This is a genomic window from Sphingomonas arantia (assembly GCF_042682045.1).
In the GTDB taxonomy this organism is placed as follows: domain Bacteria; phylum Pseudomonadota; class Alphaproteobacteria; order Sphingomonadales; family Sphingomonadaceae; genus Sphingomonas_R; species Sphingomonas_R arantia.
Map to the genome: position 1 here is coordinate 1,171,126 of NZ_JBHUGS010000002.1, position 18,310 is coordinate 1,189,435.

The 18,310-nt window shown below is 68.3% G+C and carries 17 protein-coding genes; 6 read left to right on the plus strand and 11 right to left on the minus strand.

Translation table 11 applies throughout. The annotated features are described in order from the left end of the window. Window positions 1-116: 116 nt before the first annotated feature. From lipB to ACFSGX_RS11190, 3 genes are all read left to right on the plus strand, one after another. Entirely contained in the window at window positions 117-809 is a 693-nt protein-coding gene (gene lipB / locus ACFSGX_RS11180; RefSeq protein WP_380929889.1) for a lipoyl(octanoyl) transferase LipB, read from the plus strand. Between the two features lie 89 nt (window positions 810-898). Continuing rightward, window positions 899-1,186 carry a hypothetical protein gene (locus ACFSGX_RS11185; protein ID WP_380929890.1) on the plus strand — a complete coding sequence of 96 codons (288 nt, stop codon included), beginning with the start codon at window positions 899-901 and terminating at the stop codon, window positions 1,184-1,186. 233 nt (window positions 1,187-1,419) lie between these two features. Next, window positions 1,420-2,151, plus strand: a complete 732-nt coding sequence (locus ACFSGX_RS11190; RefSeq protein ID WP_380929892.1) for a hypothetical protein — start codon at window positions 1,420-1,422, stop codon at window positions 2,149-2,151. A gap of 275 nt (window positions 2,152-2,426) precedes the next feature. Here the strand turns inward: ACFSGX_RS11190 and queE are convergent, their stop codons facing one another. The 7 genes from queE to ACFSGX_RS11225 form a co-directional block, all read right to left on the minus strand. After that, a complete protein-coding gene (gene queE / locus ACFSGX_RS11195) occupies window positions 2,427-3,074 on the minus strand; it encodes a 7-carboxy-7-deazaguanine synthase (protein WP_380929894.1) in 648 nt (215 codons plus the stop codon). Then, a complete protein-coding gene (queC, locus tag ACFSGX_RS11200; RefSeq protein WP_380929895.1) occupies window positions 3,071-3,760 on the minus strand; it encodes a 7-cyano-7-deazaguanine synthase QueC in 690 nt (229 codons plus the stop codon). Before queC ends, queE begins: the two co-directional genes overlap by 4 nt. A 248-nt stretch (window positions 3,761-4,008) precedes the next feature. After that, on the minus strand, window positions 4,009-4,965 hold the full coding sequence (hslO, locus tag ACFSGX_RS11205; protein ID WP_380929897.1) for an Hsp33 family molecular chaperone HslO: 957 nt from the start codon (window positions 4,963-4,965) through the stop codon (window positions 4,009-4,011). Between the two features lie 186 nt (window positions 4,966-5,151). Then, entirely contained in the window at window positions 5,152-6,084 is a 933-nt protein-coding gene (gene argF / locus ACFSGX_RS11210) for an ornithine carbamoyltransferase (RefSeq protein ID WP_380930040.1), read from the minus strand. A gap of 115 nt (window positions 6,085-6,199) precedes the next feature. Further along, window positions 6,200-7,390, minus strand: a complete 1,191-nt coding sequence (locus tag ACFSGX_RS11215; protein ID WP_380929899.1) for an aspartate aminotransferase family protein — start codon at window positions 7,388-7,390, stop codon at window positions 6,200-6,202. 137 nt (window positions 7,391-7,527) lie between these two features. Further along, window positions 7,528-8,445, minus strand: coding sequence for a DUF3829 domain-containing protein (locus ACFSGX_RS11220; RefSeq protein ID WP_380929901.1), 918 nt, complete (start codon window positions 8,443-8,445; stop codon window positions 7,528-7,530). 42 nt (window positions 8,446-8,487) lie between these two features. After that, window positions 8,488-9,324, minus strand: a complete 837-nt coding sequence (locus ACFSGX_RS11225; protein WP_380929902.1) for an ABC transporter permease — start codon at window positions 9,322-9,324, stop codon at window positions 8,488-8,490. A 49-nt stretch (window positions 9,325-9,373) separates the two neighbouring features. Between ACFSGX_RS11225 and ACFSGX_RS11230 the strand changes: the two genes are divergently transcribed. The 3 genes from ACFSGX_RS11230 to ACFSGX_RS11240 all read left to right on the plus strand — a co-directional run bounded on the left by ACFSGX_RS11230 (window position 9,374) and on the right by ACFSGX_RS11240 (window position 12,789). Continuing rightward, a complete protein-coding gene (locus ACFSGX_RS11230; RefSeq protein WP_380929904.1) occupies window positions 9,374-10,183 on the plus strand; it encodes a GcrA family cell cycle regulator in 810 nt (269 codons plus the stop codon). 203 nt (window positions 10,184-10,386) lie between these two features. Then, on the plus strand, window positions 10,387-12,531 hold the full coding sequence (locus ACFSGX_RS11235; RefSeq protein WP_380929906.1) for a transglycosylase domain-containing protein: 2,145 nt from the start codon (window positions 10,387-10,389) through the stop codon (window positions 12,529-12,531). Window positions 12,532-12,537: 6 nt separating this feature from the next. Continuing rightward, entirely contained in the window at window positions 12,538-12,789 is a 252-nt protein-coding gene (locus tag ACFSGX_RS11240) for a UvrB/UvrC motif-containing protein (protein WP_380929908.1), read from the plus strand. A gap of 199 nt (window positions 12,790-12,988) precedes the next feature. Here ACFSGX_RS11240 and kynU read toward each other — a convergent pair whose 3' ends face one another. From kynU to pgi, 4 genes are all read right to left on the minus strand, one after another. After that, window positions 12,989-14,224, minus strand: coding sequence for a kynureninase (gene kynU / locus ACFSGX_RS11245; protein WP_380929910.1), 1,236 nt, complete (start codon window positions 14,222-14,224; stop codon window positions 12,989-12,991). Beyond that, complete coding sequence (locus ACFSGX_RS11250; protein WP_380929911.1) at window positions 14,221-15,144, minus strand: alpha/beta hydrolase; 924 nt, start codon at window positions 15,142-15,144, stop codon at window positions 14,221-14,223. Before ACFSGX_RS11250 ends, kynU begins: the two co-directional genes overlap by 4 nt. An 89-nt stretch (window positions 15,145-15,233) precedes the next feature. Beyond that, window positions 15,234-16,580 (minus strand): glutathione-disulfide reductase, encoded by a 1,347-nt coding sequence (gorA, locus tag ACFSGX_RS11255; RefSeq protein ID WP_380929913.1) that lies wholly within the window; start codon window positions 16,578-16,580, stop codon window positions 15,234-15,236. Window positions 16,581-16,726: 146 nt separating this feature from the next. Next, window positions 16,727-18,241: a glucose-6-phosphate isomerase gene (pgi, locus tag ACFSGX_RS11260; protein WP_380929914.1), complete on the minus strand. Its 1,515-nt coding sequence runs from the start codon at window positions 18,239-18,241 to the stop codon at window positions 16,727-16,729. Between the last annotated feature and the right edge of the window lie 69 nt (window positions 18,242-18,310).

Genomic DNA, 18,310 nt, shown 5'->3' on the forward strand with positions numbered 1-18,310 from the left:
CCACCGCGCCTATCCCACCGCAACCGCCGCCGCGCAATGGAGCGGGACCGGTCGCGACGCCCCTTCGGTCGGGCCGGCGGCTTGCAACCAAGCGGCCGAACGATCAGATCGGCGAAATGACGGAACCGACCCTTCTCCCCCCGGCCAGTCCGGCCGACGCCGCGATCGAATGGCGGGTCTCGCCCGGCCTCGTTCCCTATCCGGAGGCGCTGGCCGAGATGGAATCGCGTGCCGAGGCGATCCGCGCGGGCACCGCCCCCGAACTGATCTGGCTGCTCGAACATCCGCCGCTCTACACCGCGGGCACCAGTGCCGTGACCGACGAACTGCTCAGCCCGAACCGCTTCCCGGTCTATCCAGCGGGGCGTGGCGGCAAATATACCTATCACGGCCCGGGCCAGCGGATCGGCTACGTGATGCTCGATCTCGCGGCGCGCGGGCGAGACGTGCGCGCCTATGTCCACGGGCTCGAAGGCTGGGTGATCGATACGCTGGCGACACTCGGTGTCCCGGCCCGGCGCGAACCCGGCCGGATCGGCATCTGGACCGACGCACACGGGCGAGAGGCGAAGGTCGGCGCGATCGGCGTGCGCGTCCGCCGCTGGGTCAGTTTCCACGGATTCGCCGTGAACATCGCGCCCGATCTGTCACACTTCGGCGGCATCGTGCCTTGCGGGCTGCCCGACTTCGCTGTCACGAGTTTGGCCGATTTGGGGAAACCTTTTGCGATGCGCGCGTTTGACCTAGCGTTGAAAGCCGAACTGCCCGGATTTCTGGGGTCTCTGCGGACTTGTCCGCACGGCCCTTGAGCGGTCCTTGCAGAAAGGCTAATGACGGAAGCGATTTGGGTATGAAGGGCTAGACCCAAACCAGATCGGATTATCTAGGGAGTCCCGACATGCGTAACTTTTCCAAGCTGATGACCGGTTCGATGATCATGGGCGCAGCACTGCTCGTCTCCGCTTGCGGCGGCAGCGAGACTGCGAACACGGCCGACACGAACATGACCGAAATGAACTCGATGGAGCCGATGGACGGCACCATGAACGACGTGACCGCCGTTGACGGCGCCACCGACAACATGGCGATGGACAACGGCATGATGGGCGGCAACATGTCGAACGACATGGGCATGTCCAACGACATGGGCAACATGACGTCGGGCAACATGTCCAACGGCATGTAATTCGTTCAACTCGAACGAATTCTGCGAAAGGCCGTCCGGGCAACCGGGCGGCCTTTTTCATGGAAAATACCGTGTTTCCCCTACGGCTGCGTCCTGCGATCGGCGCGAATAGCCGATCTGCGCCAATCGCCACCCGGACTGCGACCAAGCGACCGTCGAATCCCTTTGTGGGACGGCACGAAAGTGCGTAATCCTAGGCGCCTCAGCGTTGGGGTTCAGTCATGATCTTGCCTATGGTTTGCCGGCGTGTTGTTGCCGGTTTCGTCGCACTCTCCAGCGTGGTCGTCGCGACCGCTCCGGCCGCCGCCTCCTATCTGTTCTGGATACCCCCGAATTTCAGCGGCACGCCCGTTCGCGGCGGCGAACCGGGCCTCGGCCTGCCCCTGCCCGGCGCCACCGACAAAGAACTGAGCGCCCACCTCCTCTGGAACATGCGTGCCGGCCTAAACGTCGCCGCGTTGCAGTGCCAGTTCGCGCCCCCGCTCGCCGCGGTGAAGAACTACAATACGCTGCTCAAACAGCATGATGCCGAACTGACCGACGCGTACACCACCATCGAAAAATATTTCCGGCGGACCGATCCGAAGGGCTGGCAGGTCTCGCTCGATCAGTACACGACGCGCACCTACAACGGCTTCTCGACGCTCCATGCCCAGCTCGGCTTCTGCGAGACCGCGGCGTCGATCGGCCGCGAGGCGATCGGCCGCAAGCGCGGCGATCTGCATGAAACCGCCGAGCTCCGGATGCGCGAGTTCCGCAACAGCCTCGTCCCGATGGGTGACGCGATGTTCGTGATTCGCCGCACGAACTTCGCCAGCCTGCCGACGCCGCCGCTCGACCCGAAATGCTGGAACAAGAAGGACGTGCTGGTGAAAAAGTGCGTCGTGACCTGGAACATGACCCTCGCCGCCGCCGGCCGCCCCGTGGCGCTGGTCGACGGTACAGGAACTCCGAACGGCGGCTGAGCCCGCCCATTATCCGACGACAGGCTGACTACGGACGCACAGCTGCAACGCACTGTTCGTTCCCCGGCGGAGGCCGGGGCCTTGGTGAGAGGTTGCATCTAGGCCCCGGTCTCCGCCGGGGAACGCGTCGGATGTTGCTGCCGCAACACCCTCACGTATCCCCGCGAAGGCGGGGATCCAGGTCCGAGCGTCGAACTGGGCCCCCGCCTACGCGGGGGCACGCTGCATATGTCCAGTGGTGTTCCACGCCAATGTGGAATGAAACGGGCCGCCCGCTACCGCAGCCCCAAACTCTTATGCACCTGCGTCGACAGCCGCCACTTCGGGCGCGCCATGACGAAGTCGATCGCCGCCGCCACATTCTCCTGCACCGCCGCCCCGTCCATCGGCTGCACCAACCGGTGCGTGAAGTCCCACGACTCCATCTCGGCATAATCCGTCCCCGGCTGCGGCCACACCAGCTTCAGCTCGTCGCCGCGCCGCTGGACGATCGTCGTCCCCTGCTTCGGGCTGATGCACAGCCAGTCGATCCCGGCCACCGCCGGCAGCGTCCCGTTGCTCTCCACCGCGATCTCGAACCCCTGCGCATGGAGCGCATCGACCAGCGCGCCATCGAGCTGCAGCATCGGCTCCCCGCCGGTGATCACGATGAACGCCCGCTCGATCGGGTCCTCCATCCACGTGTCCCAGAACCCGCGCGCCGAGGCCGCCAGTGTGTCGGCGTCCGTGAACTTGCCGCCGCCGTCGCCGTCCGTGCCCACGAAATCGGTATCGCAGAACCGGCACTGCGCCGTCTCGCGGTCCTGCTCGCGCCCCGACCACAGATTGCACCCGGCAAAGCGCAGGAACACCGCGCGCCGCCCCGCCTGCAACCCCTCGCCCTGCAATGTCAGGAACATCTCCTTGACGGCATAGCTGCTCATTCGGACGCTGCCGCATAGCGCGTCGGATCGGTCAGCCCCGCGTCCGCGAACCCCTTGGACCGCAACCGGCAGCTATCACACCGCCCGCAATGCAAGCCCGCCGGCGTCGGATCGTAGCACGACCAACTCATCCCCGCGTCCAGCCCCAGCCGGTCTGCCTCACGCGCGATGTCCGCCTTGCCCAACGCCAGCAGGGGGGCGTGGACATGGAATCGGTCGCCCTCCACCCCCGCCTTGGTCGCGACATTGGCCATCGCCTCGAACGCGTCGACGAACTCCGGCCGGCAGTCGGGATAGCCCGAATAATCGAGCGCGTTGATCCCCAGGAACAGGTCGCGCGCGCCCACCGCCTCGGCCCAGCCGAGCGCCAGCGACAGGAAGATCGTGTTGCGCGCCGGGACGTACGTCACCGGAATGCCCGGCTGCACACCCTCCTTCGGCACCGCGATATCGGCGGTCAGCGCCGACCCGCCGAATCGCGTCAAGTCGATCGAAAGCACCACATGCCGTTCCGCGCCCAGCGCCGCCGCGACCCGCGCCGCGGCCTCCAGCTCGACCCGGTGCCGCTGATTATAGTCGATCGTCAACGCGAACAGCCGATGCCCGCGTTCGCGCACCAGCCCGGCGACCACCATCGAATCGAGGCCGCCCGAGAGCAGCACCACGGCTGCGCTGTCAAGAATCATGCTGTCTTCCATGCGCGCCGCGCTATTCCCGCGAAGGGAACCGCGCAATAAGAAAGGGCCGCTCCGATCGCGCGAAGCGGCCCAGGCCGATCCAACCGGACCGTCTTAGGAAGTCGTGCCCGACACGACATGAGTCGCATACGACCCTACCGCTTTACGTGCGGTGAACGGCGGCCCGTGGTCACCGTGAAAACCCCAGAAACCGTTATCCCGGACTGATCCCGGATCCCGCTCCTGCCGCGAACGCCTCAAGCTGCGCCCGCCTCCCCCTCGACCGCCGCCAGGCTCTCCAGCGTGATCCCGTACTTGCTCGAACAAAACTCGCACGCGACCTCGATCACGCCCGCCTCGTCCGCCATCCCGATCCGCTCGTCCTCCGGGAACCGCGCCAGCACCTCACGAAAATGATCCGGATTGCACCGGCACCCGCGCGTCAATGTCGCCGGCGCCAGCACGCGGACCTCGTCCTCCTCATGAAACAGCCGCCAGACGATATCGGTCAGCGGCAACGTCGGATCGGTCAGCTCCTCCGGCTTCGCCGTCGACGCCAGCACCGCGACATGGTCCCACTCCGGATGGTCGAGCCGCGTATGGATGCGGTCGCGGCCCTCCTCGCCCTCGGGCAGATGCTGGATCATCAGCCCGCCCGCGACATGCCCGTCCCGCGCGTTGCCGACGATGCTGAGCCGCACCAGGCTCGGGATCTGCTCCGACTGCGCGAAATAACGCTCCGCCGCCTCGGCCAGCGACGCGCCCTCCAGCGGCACGATCCCCTGATAACGTTCGCCCGACGTCACCTGGTCGAACGTGATCGCCAGATATCCCGGCCCGAACAGCGCGAACAGCGACGGATCGACCGGCATCTCGGCCAGCCGCTCGGCATCGTGCCGCACATAACCGCGCATCACGCCCGCCCGGTAATCGCACACTAGCAGATCGATCACCCCGCCCTCGGTCTGCGCCTGCAACGTCAGCTGCCCCGCCGCATCCTTCAGCAACGACCCGAGCAAAGCGGTCAGCGTCAGCGCTTCCGCCAAGACCCGTTCGATCGCAGGGGGATAGGCGTGACGGCTGAGGATCGAGTCGAGCGCCGGCCCGATCCGCACCACCCGCCCGCGCGCATGCCGCCCCGGGATCATGAACCCCAGCGCCTGGTCCAGATGTTCGGTCGGCGGCGGGGTCGGCCCGTCATACGTGCTGGCCAAGAGGCGTCATCCTGCGGTTTCAATTGAGGACAAAGATAGGGGCGACCGCGAGCCTTCTAAAGCCCCTCTCCTTCAAGGGAGGGGTTGGGGTGGGGGCAACAGCACCTCACCCGCAGCGTTGCAACAATGACGAGGTCAGCCCCACCCCAACCCCTCCCCTAAAGGAGAGGGGCTGAGAACAGCCCCCTACAACCGCCCGAAACACCACAGCAACACCGACTTCTGCGCGTGCAGCCGGTTCTCCGCCTCGTCCCAGATCGCGGACTGCGGGCCGTCGATCACCGCCTCGACCACCTCCTCGCCGCGGTGCGCGGGCAGGCAGTGCAGGAACACCGCCTCGGGCGCCGCATCCGCCAACAGCGCCTCGGTCACCTGATACGGCATCATCGCCGCCAGCTTCTCCTCGACATGGTCCTGCCCCATCGAGATCCAGGTGTCGGTCACGATCACGTCGGCCCCCGCCGCCGCCTCGGCTGCATCGCGCGACACCGCGAACCGGCTCCCCCGCGTCCAGGCGTTCGCCACCACCACCGGCGACGGATCATAGCCCTCCGGACACGCGGCCCGCACGTCGAACTTCATCAGGCTCCCGGCCTCCACGATCGAATGGAGCACGTTGTTGCCGTCGCCCAGCCAGGTCCACACCGTCCCGGCCAGCCGCCCGGTGCGGTCGAGCACGGTCAGCATGTCGGCCATGATCTGGCACGGATGGCTGAAATCGGTCAGCCCGTTGATGACCGGCACCGTCGCGTGCGCCGCCATCTCCTGCACCTTCTCGTGGTCGTCGGTGCGGATCATGATCGCGTCGACATAACGGCTCAGCACGCGCGCCGTATCGGCCACGCTCTCGCCGCGGCCGAGCTGCATCGTGCCGGCATCCATCACGATCGTCGTGCCGCCCAGCTGGCGCATCGCCATGTCGAACGACACGCGCGTCCGGGTCGAGTTCTTTTCGAAGATCATCGCCAGCGTGTAGCCGGCCAGCGGCGCATCGGCGTCGACACGCCCGCGTGGCCAGCCCGCGCGCGCCGCCTTGCGGTCCAGTGCGTCGGCCAGCATCGCGGCGATCCCGTCGGGGCCGGCGTCGACTAGGTCGATGAAATTGCGGTCGGTCGTCATGGTCATATCTGTCGCTCCACCCACGCGCCGCCCGGTTCGATCGTGCCCGGACGGGTGGGAAAAGATGGCTGCGTCCGGCGCCTGCACGCCGGACGCGTCTGTCACGCTGTCGCGATCACTCGTCGGCCGGCGGCACGTAGAGGCGCGCCGCCTCCGATACCGTCGCGACGAACTCGTCGATGTGGCTCTGCTCGATGATCAGCGGCGGCAACACGCGCACCACATTCTCGCCCGCCGCCACGGTCAGCACATGATGATGATCGCGCAGATGCGCCACGAACCGCCGACTGTCGGTCTTCATCTTCAGGCCGAGCATCAGCCCCGTGCCGCGCACGCTGTCGAACAGCGTATCGTGGTTCGGGATCATCTGCTCCAGCGCCTGCCGCAACCGCTCGCCGCTCGCCTGCACCTGCTCCAGGAAACCCGGTTCCAGGATCACGTCCAGCACCGCATTGCCCGCCGCCATCGCCAGCGGATTGCCGCCATAGGTCGACCCGTGCGTGCCCGCGACCATGCCCTTGGCGGCCTCCTTCGTCGCCAGGCACGCGCCCAGCGGAAAACCGCCGCCGATCCCCTTAGCGGTCGCGACGATGTCCGGCCGCACGTCGTACAACTCATGCGCATACATCGCGCCCGTCCGCGCGACGCCGCACTGCACCTCGTCCAGCACCAGCATCAGCCCGCGCTCGTCGCAGATTCGGCGCAGGCCGTGCAGGAACGCCCGCGATGCCGGCCGGATGCCGCCCTCGCCCTGGATCGGCTCGACCAGAAAGCCCGCCGTCGTCTCGTCCACCAGCGCCTCGGCCGCCGCCAGATCGTCGAACGGCGCATAGGCGAAGCCCGGCAGCAACGGCTCGAACCCGCCGCGCATCTTGTCCTGGTCGGTCGCCGAGATCGTGCCGAGCGTCCGGCCGTGGAACGCATTCTGGAACGTGATCAGCGTCGTGCGTTCCGGATTGCCGTTGACGAAGTGATAGCGCCGCGCGGTCTTGATCGCGCACTCCACCGCCTCCGCGCCGGAATTGGTGAAGAACACCGTGTCCGCGAACGTCACGTCGATCAGCCGTTGCGCCAGCTGCTCGCCTTGTGGACTGCCGTACAGGTTCGACACGTGCATCAGCGTCGCGACCTGCTCCTGCAGCTTCGCGGTCAGATGCGGATGGCCATGCCCCAGAAGGTTCACCGCGATCCCGCTCGCGAAATCGAGATAGCGCGTGCCGTCCTCGCCGATCAGGTAGCAGCCTTCGCCGCGCACCGGTCGCACGCCGCACCGTGGGTAGACGGGCATCAGCGGGGTGATCGGCATGACGGCAACTCCTGTCGGTACTGGAAACGGCTCCGGAAACGCAAAAAGGCGGCCGATGACGCGGCCGCCTGCGAATCGCTATAACGTCGGGAGAAGGCGGGGGAAAGCGTCATCCGCACCCCCCGCCTGCCCTCCAGTCAGGTGGCCGGGATCGTCGTCATGCCCGCGGCGGTCACCGCGCTGTTGTAACTGTCGACCACGCGCTGGCGATCGCTCTCGTCCTTGCGGGACTTGTAGTCGCGCCATGCCCCGATCATCGACGCGCCGTCGCCCGCCAAGATGGCGAAGCCCGCCTTGTCGCTCGCCGCGGTCGGGCCTTTGGGCGTCGCCTTCGACAATGCGGTCACCGCCGCCTCGAATTCGGGCAGCATCCGGTCCGCGGCGGCGATGTCGTTCGCAATCACGGCGCTCGTGAAGCGGTCGCCCTTCTGCATCATCTCAACCATGGCGGCGTGCCCGTCATAGCCCGCCTTGCGCAGCGCGGCGATCCTCGCGGTCGCGGCCACCTGCTCCTGCTCGCGCAACGCCGCGTCGAACGCGACCAGCGCCTGCTCGACCTCGTCCATCGCCTTCAGCAGCGGCGCATCCGCCGCCTTGCCCTTGGCCAGCGCATCCTCGCGATACGCCCGCGTCTTGTAATAGGTATCGAGCGTCTCGGCCTGACCGAACAGCGCCTCCAGCTTGGCGATCAACGGGGCCGCCGCTGCATCGGCCGCCGCGGTCGTTTCATCGCCGGGCAGCGCGCGCGCCTCCTTCAGCTTGCTCGTCGCCAGCGTCAGGTGCGTGGAGGCGGGGAAATAGATGTCGCGCTTCGGATCGGCCTGCGGGATGTTCAGCTCGCGATATCCGGTCGCGAAATCGCGCAGGCCCGCCTGCGGATCGATCAGGTCGTTATACGCCTCGGTGTACATCTTGCGCTTCTGCGCCGCGGCTTCGCCGGGCTGGTTCCCGGACCCGACCGCCGCCGTGCCGTTGCCCGGCAAGCCCTTGTCGCACGCGCTCAGCCCAAGCGCCGCCAAGACCGAAACCATCAGTACGCCATATCTGTAGACCACGTTCATTCTCCCCCCAGGAAACAACGAATCCACAGCTCCAGGTCAGCTCTTCAGCCGCCATCCCTTGCGGATCAGCGTGTAGCACAGCGCGCCAAGCGCCACGTTCACGCCCAGCAGCACCAGCCCACCCAGAAGCACAGGCGAATCGGTCGTCCCGATGAAGCCGTAGCGGAAGCCGGAGATGACGTAGAAGAACGGGTTCAGATGGCTCAGCGTCTGGAACACGCCGTGCAGGCTGTCGATCGAATAGAACGTCCCCGACAGCAGCGACAGTGGCGCCACGACGAAATTGGTCACCGCCGCGGCATGATCGAACTTGTCCGCCCAGATCGAGGTCAGCAGCCCCAGGAACCCGAGCATCGACGCACCCAGCAGCCCGAACCAGATCAACGCCAGCGGATGATGCGGCACGATCTGCACCCCTGGCCAGAACGCCATCGCCAGCCACACCGCAAAGCCGACCAGGATCGCGCGGGTCACCGCGGCCCCGACCAGCCCGGCGACCAGCTCACCCGTCGACAGCGGCGGCATAAGGTAATCGACGATCGTCCCCTGCATCTTGCCGACCAGCAACGAGAAGCTCGCATTGGCGAACGCATTCTGCATCATGCCCATCACGATCAGGCCCGGTGCCACGAACGTCGCGAACGGCCGGCCGAGCACGGTGCGCTCCCCGCCGCCCAGCGCGACCGTGAAAATCACGAGAAACAGCAGCGTGGTGATCGCCGGCGCCCAGATGGTCTGCAGTTGCACCTTGAAGAAACGACGCACCTCCTTCACATAGAGCGCTGTCATTCCCCCCCAGTTGACGAACGGGATCACGGGCACGCCCGGTGGGGACAAAGTCATCTTTGGGGGCTGTTCGGTCGTCGGTGTCATGGGCTGATGCCTAGCGCCGGACCAGGCCCCCCGCAAGGAGCGTACGACCATGAGCTGGACCGACGAGCGCATCGAGCAGCTCCGAAAGCTGTGGGAAGCCGGCAACACCGCCAGCCAGATTGCCGAGGAACTGGGCGGGGTCAGCCGCAACGCCGTGATCGGCAAGGCCCATCGCCTGGGTCTCCAGTCGCGCCCGTCGCCAGTGCGCTCCGCCGGTGCCGCCAGCTCGGCCGCACCCGCCGCCCCGGCCGCAGCAGCACCCGTTGCACCGGCCCCGGTCGCTGCTCCCGTGGCAGCACCCGTCGCCTCGGCCCCCGTCGCAGCGGCACCCGTTCGCGCTGCACCGCCGGTCGCACCGACCCCCACCGCGCCGACCCCGGCCGCCGCCAAACCCGCCGACGAACCCGCGCCGTTCGACGAGGATGACGCCGACACCCAGACGGATGCCGAAGCAGCACCCGTCCGCTCGACGGTGCGCGAGATCGAAACCGCGATCTCCACCATGCCGGTCGCCGCACCGCAGCCGGTGATCCGCTCGGTCGGCCCCGGCGGTTTCCTCCGCCAGGGTCCCGGCGATCAGCAGCCGCCCGCCACGCCCGCCCCCCCGCGTCGCTTGGTCCCCGCCAAGCCGTCGTCCGACATCGCCGGCAAGACCGGGCTGCTTGATCTGAGCGACAAGATCTGCAAATGGCCGATCGGCCACCCGGGCGAGCCGGACTTCCACTTCTGCGGCAAGCCGATCAACCCCGGCTTCCCCTATTGCCTCGACCATTGCTCGGTCGCCTATCAGGCGCAGCTCCCGCGCCGCGACCGCCGCCCCCCGCCGCCCCTGCCGTTCGGCGGCCCGCGCGTCCGCTAAACCGATGCGCCCGTACCCCCGCGCAGGCGGGGGTCCAGAGCCACAAGCGATACCGTGTGTGGCTCTGGCCCCCCGCCTGCGCGGGGATACGGACGGTAGCCAGTTTACCCTCGATCAGTCCTACGTGAAACGCCCCGGACTCTTGCCGGGCGCACGACAAACCCCCTCGCATCACCGGCGTCCTGTCCATATAGGACACCGGGATGGACCTGACCCCGCTCGATCCCGATGATGCCCCCCGCCCCGGCTCCGGCCCCGGCTGGCACGGCAGCCCCGGTCCCCATTCCGGCGCCCAGGGCGGCGGGCAGCATCCGAGCTACGATCCCACCACCCATGTCCTGACTCCCATTCCGCCGCGCCGCCGTCGCTGGCCGCGCTGGCTCGGCTGGCGGCGCGTCGTCGGCGGCGGCTTCCTGCTGTTCCTCGTCATGATCGCCTGGCTCGCGATTACCGCGCCGCTGTCAAAGTCGCTCCGCCCGATCGCCCCGCCCAGCGTCACTTTGCTCTCCGCCGGCGGCCGCGCGATCGCCCGACGCGGCGCGGTGATCGACAAACCCGTCGACGTCACCAAACTCCCCGACCATGTCGGCGAAGCGTTCATGGCGATCGAGGACCGCCGTTTCCGTTCGCATCTCGGCATAGATCCGCAGGGGATCGCGCGCGCCGCCTGGGCCAATGTCCGCGCCGGCGGCGTCCGCGAAGGCGGCAGCACGATCACGCAACAGCTCGCCAAGGTCGCGTTCCTCGATTCGGACCGCACCGCCGGCCGCAAGCTGCGTGAGGTCATGATCGCCTTCTGGCTCGAGGCGTGGCTGACGAAGGACGACATCCTCTCGCGCTACCTGTCCAACGTCTATTTCGGCGACAACGTCTACGGCCTGCGCGCCGCCGCCCGCCACTATTTCGACAAGCGCCCGGAACAGCTCAACATCGGCGAATCGGCCATGCTCGCCGGCCTGATGAAGGCCCCCTCGCGGCTCGCGCCCACCTCCAACCTGGCCGGTGCCCGCGCGCGGCAGAAGCTGGTCGTCGCCGCGATGGAGGATGCCAAGTTCATCGACGCCGCCACCGCCGCGCGTGTCCGCCCCGCCCGGCTCCACGTCCGCACCGTCGGCTCGCTCCCCACCGGCACCTATTTCGCCGACTGGGCGATGCCCCAGGCGCGCGACCGGGCCGGCACGCTCTATGCCGAACAGACCGTCGCCACCACGCTCGACGATCGGATGCAGCGCGCCGCCGTCCGCGCCGTCAACCGCGCGGCACTCGGCGGCGCCCAGGTCGCCCTCGTCGCGATGCGCCCGAACGGCGAGGTCGTCGCGATGATCGGCGGCCGCGACTACAAGGGCAGCAGCTTCAACCGCGCGACGCAGGCCCGTCGCCAGCCGGGATCGACGTTCAAGCTGTTCGTCTACCTCGCCGCGCTCCGCGCCGGCATGTCGCCGACCGACATGGTCGCCGATCGCCCGATCACCGTGGAGGGCTGGTCCCCCGCCAACAGCGACCGCAAATATCGCGGAGACATCACGCTGCGCCAGGCTTTCGCCGTGTCGAGCAACGTCGCGGCCGTGCGCCTCCAGGAACAGGTCGGTCGAGACAAGGTCATCCGCGCCGCCCGCGACCTGGGCGTCGTCAGCCCGCTGCGCTCCGATCCCAGCCTCGCGCTCGGCACGTCGGGCATGACCCTGCTCGAACTCACCTCCGCCTTCGCCGCGGTCGCGGACGACGCCTATCCGGTCAAGCCGCACGGCCTGCCCGCGGAGGAACGCAGCTGGTTCGACAAGGTCTGGGACCGGCAGAGCAGCTTCGGCCGGGCGCGCCACGACGCGCTGCTCGACCTGCTGTCCGCCACCGTGAACCAGGGCACCGGCCGCAACGCCGCGCTCCGCACGCAGGTGTTCGGCAAGACCGGTACGACGCAGAACAACCGCGATGCGATCTTCATCGGCTTCGCGGGTGATATCGTGACCGGCGTCTGGGTCGGCAACGACGACAACACGCCGCTCAAGGGCGTCGCCGGCGGTGGCCTGCCCGCCCGCATCTGGCGCGATTTCATGGCCAGCGCGATCGGCAGCGCGCCGCTCGTCCCCGCCGCCACCAAACGCCCCGCCACGCGGGTGGACGAGGTCCTGCCCGGCCTGGACGTGGACATCCCGCCGATCACCGTCGGCGACGTCACGATCGGGCTCGACCGCGACGGCCTGACGGTCGCCCCCGCGGGCGGCCCGGACCTGCGCCGCGATACCGCCCCGGACCGCGAACCGGCCGAACCGCAGGACCGCCGGCTCGACACCCCGCTCCCGCGCGGCGACCCGGAGGACGCGGAACCATTGCTCCGCGACGAACGCTAACCGGCCATGACCGACACCATCGCCGACCTGCGCCGCCGCATGGAGGCCGCCGCCGCGGCACTCGATTTCGAGGAGGCGCAACGCCTCCGCAACGCGCTCGCCGCGCTCGAAACCGACGGCCTGCGCGAACAGCAGCCCGGCGCCATGGGCCTCGGCACCAGCCAGCAGCGCATGCAACCACCCCCCGGCTGGGTCCGCCCCACCAAACCCGACAACATGACCACCGGCCGCCCCAAACCCCGCCGCCCCGGAACGTAAGAGCGCGTCACACCCAACAACGCCAAATCGTTCCCCGGCAAAGGCCGGGGCCTAGACGCAACAGCGCCCCGTTCCACCTCACCACAAACACGTCATCCCGGCGAAAGCCGGGATCTCCCTCAGTTGAGGCGCGTACCCCTAGCCAAAGGGAGATCCCGACCTACGCCGGGATGACGGATGTGGTTCGGGTCAACGACCCTCAAGTCACGACCCCCCTCACCGAAAACCGCGGCTCCCGCCAAATCCCGCTCCCGACCACCTCCGCCAGCACATCCACCGCCCGCCAAACATCCGCCAGCCCCACATAAAGCGGCGTCAGCCCGAACCGCAGGATATCGGGCGCGCGGTAGTCCCCGATTACCCCGCGCTCGATCAGCGCCTGCATGATCGGAAACGCATCCGCATGGCGGAACGAGACATGGCTTCCCCGCGCACCAGCCGCCCGCGGCGTCACGCACACCAGCTCCGGCAACAGCATCGCCATCCGCGCCACAAACAGATCGAACAACGCCGCCCCACGCGCGAACAGCGCCTCCCGCGGCGCATCCCGGAACAGGTCCACCCCACTTTCCAGCGCCAGCATCGCGATCACCGACGGCGTCCCCGCCAGGAACCGCGACACACCAGCCGCCGGCGCATAGCCATCGCCGAACGCAAACGGATCAGCATGACCCATCCACCCCGTGATCGGCGAGTCCAGCCGCGCCTGCAACGCCTCGCACACATACAGGAACGCCGGCGCCCCCGGCCCACCGTTCAGATATTTATACCCGCACCCCACCGCCATGTCCGCGCCGTCGGCATCCAGCGCCACCGGCACCGCCCCCACCGAATGGCTGAGATCCCACACCGACAACGCCCCCGCCGCCCGCGCTGCAGCGGACAACGCCGCCATGTCATGCCGCGCGCCATGCTTGTAATGGACGTGGGTCAGCAGGACGATCGCGGTCCGCGGCCCGATCGCCCCGGCAATGTCCGCAGCATCGACGGTCCGCACCGTCACGCCCGGCAGCAGCGAAGCCACCCCCTCGGCGATATGCAGGTCGGTCGGGAAGTTCCCCGGTTCCGTCAGGATCTCCGTCCGCCCCGGCTGCGCACGCATCCCCGCGACGATCAGCTTGAACAGGTTGACCGACGTCGAGTCCGCCACGATCACCGACCCCGGTGCCGCCCCCACGATATCGGCGATCTTCGCGCCGATCCGCTGCGGCGCACCGATCCAGTCCGCCTCGTTCCACGACCGGATCAGCCGCTCGCCCCACTCGCGCGTCACGACATCGGCGGTCCGCGCCACGGTCTGCACCGGCAAGGCACCCAGCGAATTGCCGTCGAGATAGATCACCCCCTCCGGCAACGCGAAGCGCGCACGGAACGGCTGCAGCGGGCTCTTGGCATCGACCGCCACCGCCTCGGCAAGGCTCCGCGGCAGGCTCACCGCGCCAGGCCCAGCGCGCGCCGGATCAACCCGACCTCAATACGCCACGCATTCGTCCCCGGCGCGATCAGCTCGACATGCCCCGCCTCCGGGATCGACACATGCCCGACGCTATCGCCCGCCCCCCGCGCTTTCACGGCATAGGCCGACGCCAGCACCGGCGGCGCGATCCGGTCATGCACCCCCGTCACCAGCGTCTGCTCGGTCCCGAGCGGCAACAACGACGTCACCGACGTATCAGACAACACGTTCGGCCGCTCCGCCGTCGCACTGCCAACCAGCAACGGCACCCCCGTCACGCCGCAGTCATTCCCCGGCAAGGTCCGCGCCGCCTCCAGATCGGGCAGCGCCCCCAGCCCGATCGCGGCATGCAGCCGGATCGGATCGGCGGTCCACAAAGTACTGTTCAGCGGCAACCGCGGCCGCCCCGCCAACCACAGCGCCAGATGCCCGCCCGCCGAATGGCCCACCGCGACGATCCGATCGGTGCGCAGCCCATATTGCGGCCCCAGCGTCCGCAGCATGTCCGCCGCCTGCGCGACATCCTGGAACGTCCCCGGATAGCCGCCACCGGGCCGATCCACCCCGCGATACTCGATGTTCCACACCGCAATACCCTGCTTCGCAATGTCCGCCGCCGCCCAGTCCATCAGCGTTCGGTTCGCGATTGCACTCTGCCAGCAGCCGCCATGGATCATCAGCACCACCGGCCGCGGCCCGCGCGCGCGCCCACGCGGCAGCCACAGGTCGCCGACCTGCAACGGATCGGCCCCGTACGCGATCCGGATCGCCCCGCGCGGATGCGGCCGCCCGGTCAGCGCCGACCAGCCCATCGTCGGCGAGCGAACGGCCGCAGTAAGCGGCGCGGCCGCGAGGCTCAAAAGAGCGGCCAGACTGGCGACCCGCTGCAACTTCCCCATGGCCGCCCACTCCCCCGTCGTTCCCGCCGAGGCGGGGTCATCATCACGCCCGCCCAGCTAGTCCGACCAGCGCCGAAACGCCAAGCGCCTTACTTGAACAGCACCAGTTCCTCGGCCATCGACGGGTGCAGCGCCACCGTATCGTCGAACGCCTGCTTGCTCAGCCCGGCCTTCACCGCCACCGCGGCGGCCTGCAGGATCTCCGGCGCATCCGGCCCGATCATGTGCAGCCCCAGCACGACATGCGTCTCCGGGTGGCACACCATCTTGTACAGCGCCCGCTCGTTGCGCTGCGCCAGCACGTTCTTCATCGGCCGGAAATCGGACGTGTAGACCTTCGCCGCGCCGTAGCGGTTGCGCACTTCCGCCTCGGTCATGCCCACTGCCGCGATCGGCGGGTGGCTGAACACCGCGCTCGGGATGTTGGTATAGTCGACGCGGTGCGGCTTGCCGCCGAACACCGTGTCGGCGAACGCCTGCCCCTCGCGGATCGCGATCGGGGTCAGCTGGACCCGGTCGGTCACGTCGCCGACCGCATAGATGCTCGGCACGTTCGAGCGGTTGTCCTCGTCGACGATGATCGCCCCACGCCCGCCCAGCGTGACGCCCGCGGCCTCCAGCCCCAGGCCCTGCGTATGCGGCCGGCGCCCCGTCGCGAACATCAGCAGGTCCGCCTCGATCGGATCATGGTTCGCGGTAAAGATCAGCAGCGACCCGTCCGCCTGCTTCTCCACCTTCTCGAACGCTGCATGGAACTTGAAATCGATCCCCTTCACGGTCGAAATCTGCAGCAGCCGATCGCGGATCTGCGCATCGTACCCGCGCAGGATCACATCCGACCGGTTCACCAGCGTCACATGCGACCCGAACTGGTGGAAGATCCCAGCGAATTCGTTGGCGATATAGCCCGCCCCCGCGATCACCATCCGCTTCGGAATCGCGTCGAGGTGGAACACCTCGTTCGATGTGATGCCGTGCTCGGCGCCCGGAAACTCCGGCGTATCGGGCCACGCCCCCGTCGCGATCAGGATATGCCCGACGCTGATCTCGCGCCCCGTCGCCAGCTTCACACTATGCGGCCCGGTCACCGTCGCACGCTCGTGGAACAGCGTGACGCCGTTATTCTCCAGCGTGTTGGTGTACAGCCCCTCCAGCCGCGTGACATCGGCCAGCACCGCATCGCGCAGCCGGATCCAGTCGAACGACGTCTCCGGCACGTCCCACCCGAAATGGCGCGCGTCGGCCAGATCCTCGGCGAAATGCGCGCCGTAGATCAGCAGCTTCTTCGGTACGCACCCACGGATGACGCACGTCCCGCCGACGCGAAACTCCTCGGCCAGCGCGACCCGCGCGCCATGCGCCGCCGAAACCCGCGCCGCCCGCACGCCCCCCGAACCGCCGCCGATGACGAACAGGTCATAGTCATAATCGGACATGCAGGACTCCAGAATTGCTTGAGCCCCTCTCCTTCAGGGGAGGGGTTGGGGGTGGGGGCAACAGCACCCCGAATGCGAACTATGAAAATGGGGAGAGGTTGGCCCCACCCCAACCCCTTCCCTGAAGGAGAGGGGCTAATAAAGCATCAGCCGCGCACCCGCGCCATCAACGCCCGCGTGGAGGCATCGAACCGCTCGGTCCCCTCCTCGACGATCGACCGCGCGATGGTCTTGCCCAGCTCCACCCCCCACTGGTCGAACGGGTTGATCCCCAGCAGCACCGCATTGGCAAAGGTCCGGTGCTCGTAGAACGCCAGCAACGCCCCCAGCCGCGCCGGATCGAGCCGGTCGATCAGGATCGTCGTCGACGGCCGATCCCCCGGATAGGCGCGCTGCGGATCGTCGTTCGACTGCCCCGCCATCAGCGCCGCACCCTGCGCGAAACAGTTGATCAGCAGCGCCTCGTGATGTGCCTCGTCCAGCGCATCGCCCGGCTCAATCACCGCGACGAACTCGACCGGCACCAGATGCGTCCCCTGGTGGAGCAGCTGGAACACCGCATGCTGCGCGTCCGTCCCCACCCCGCCCCAGGTGATCGGCGCGCTCGGCACCGCCAGCGCCGTCCCGTTGACGCCGACGCGCTTCCCGTTCGACTCCATCTCCAGCTGCTGGAGATAGGGCGGCAGCAACGCCAGCCGCTCGTCATAGGCGAACACCGCGCGCGTCTCCGCCCCGCGCACCACCGCATAATAATAGTCCACGAACGCCGCCATAAGCGGCGCATTCTGCAACGGCGCGGCTAGCCGGAAATGCCGGTCCATCGCCGCGGCCCCCTCCAGCAACGTCTCGAACGCATCCCAGCCAAGCGCCAGCGCGACCGGAAACCCGATCGACGACCACAGCGAATACCGCCCGCCCACACTCTCCGCGAACGGCAGGATGCGCGTCTCGTCCACGCCCCATTCCACCGCGCGGTCGGGCGCGGCGGTCAGCGCCACGACCTGCCCATAAGGATCGGCAACCCCGTTCTCCGCCAGCCAGGACAGCGCGCTTTCCGCGTTCAGCATCGTCTCCGCCGTCGTGAACGTCTTGGACGCGACGACGATCAGCGTCGCCGCCGGGTCGAACCGCCGGAACACGCGGTCCAGCGCCATCCCGTCGACGTTCGACACCACCGCCACATCGTACCGCTCGGCATCGTCACCCAGCGCATCAATCAGCAGGTTCGGCCCCAGCGCCGACCCACCGATCCCAATGTGCAGGATATGGCGGAACGGCCCGATCGCCTCCGCCTCGATCACGTCGATCAGCCCGCGCATCCGGGCATGCAGCATCCGCGCCGCCGCCACCGCATCGGGCGCCCCCTGCCCGCGCTCCGCGACATGCTCCGCCGCCCGCCCCTCGCTCTGGTTCACGACGTCGCCCGCGAACAACGCATCGCGCCGCGCTGCGAACCCCTGCGCCTCGGCCAGGTCCGCCAGCCCGTCGAGCATCGCCGCGTTCAGATGCGTCTTACAGAAATCGAACCGCAGCCCGGCCTCCTCGATCACCATCCGCGACAGCCGATCCGGCTCGTCGGCGAACAAGGTGGTCAGCGTCGGCACCGGCATCGCGCGCAAGGCGTCCCAACGTGCGGCCGGTCCGGGGGTGGCATCGTCCATGATCAAAGTCCTGCGCCTGTTGTTGGCTGCGTCTTACGCCCGCGGCCACCGTCCGTCATCCCCGTCCGC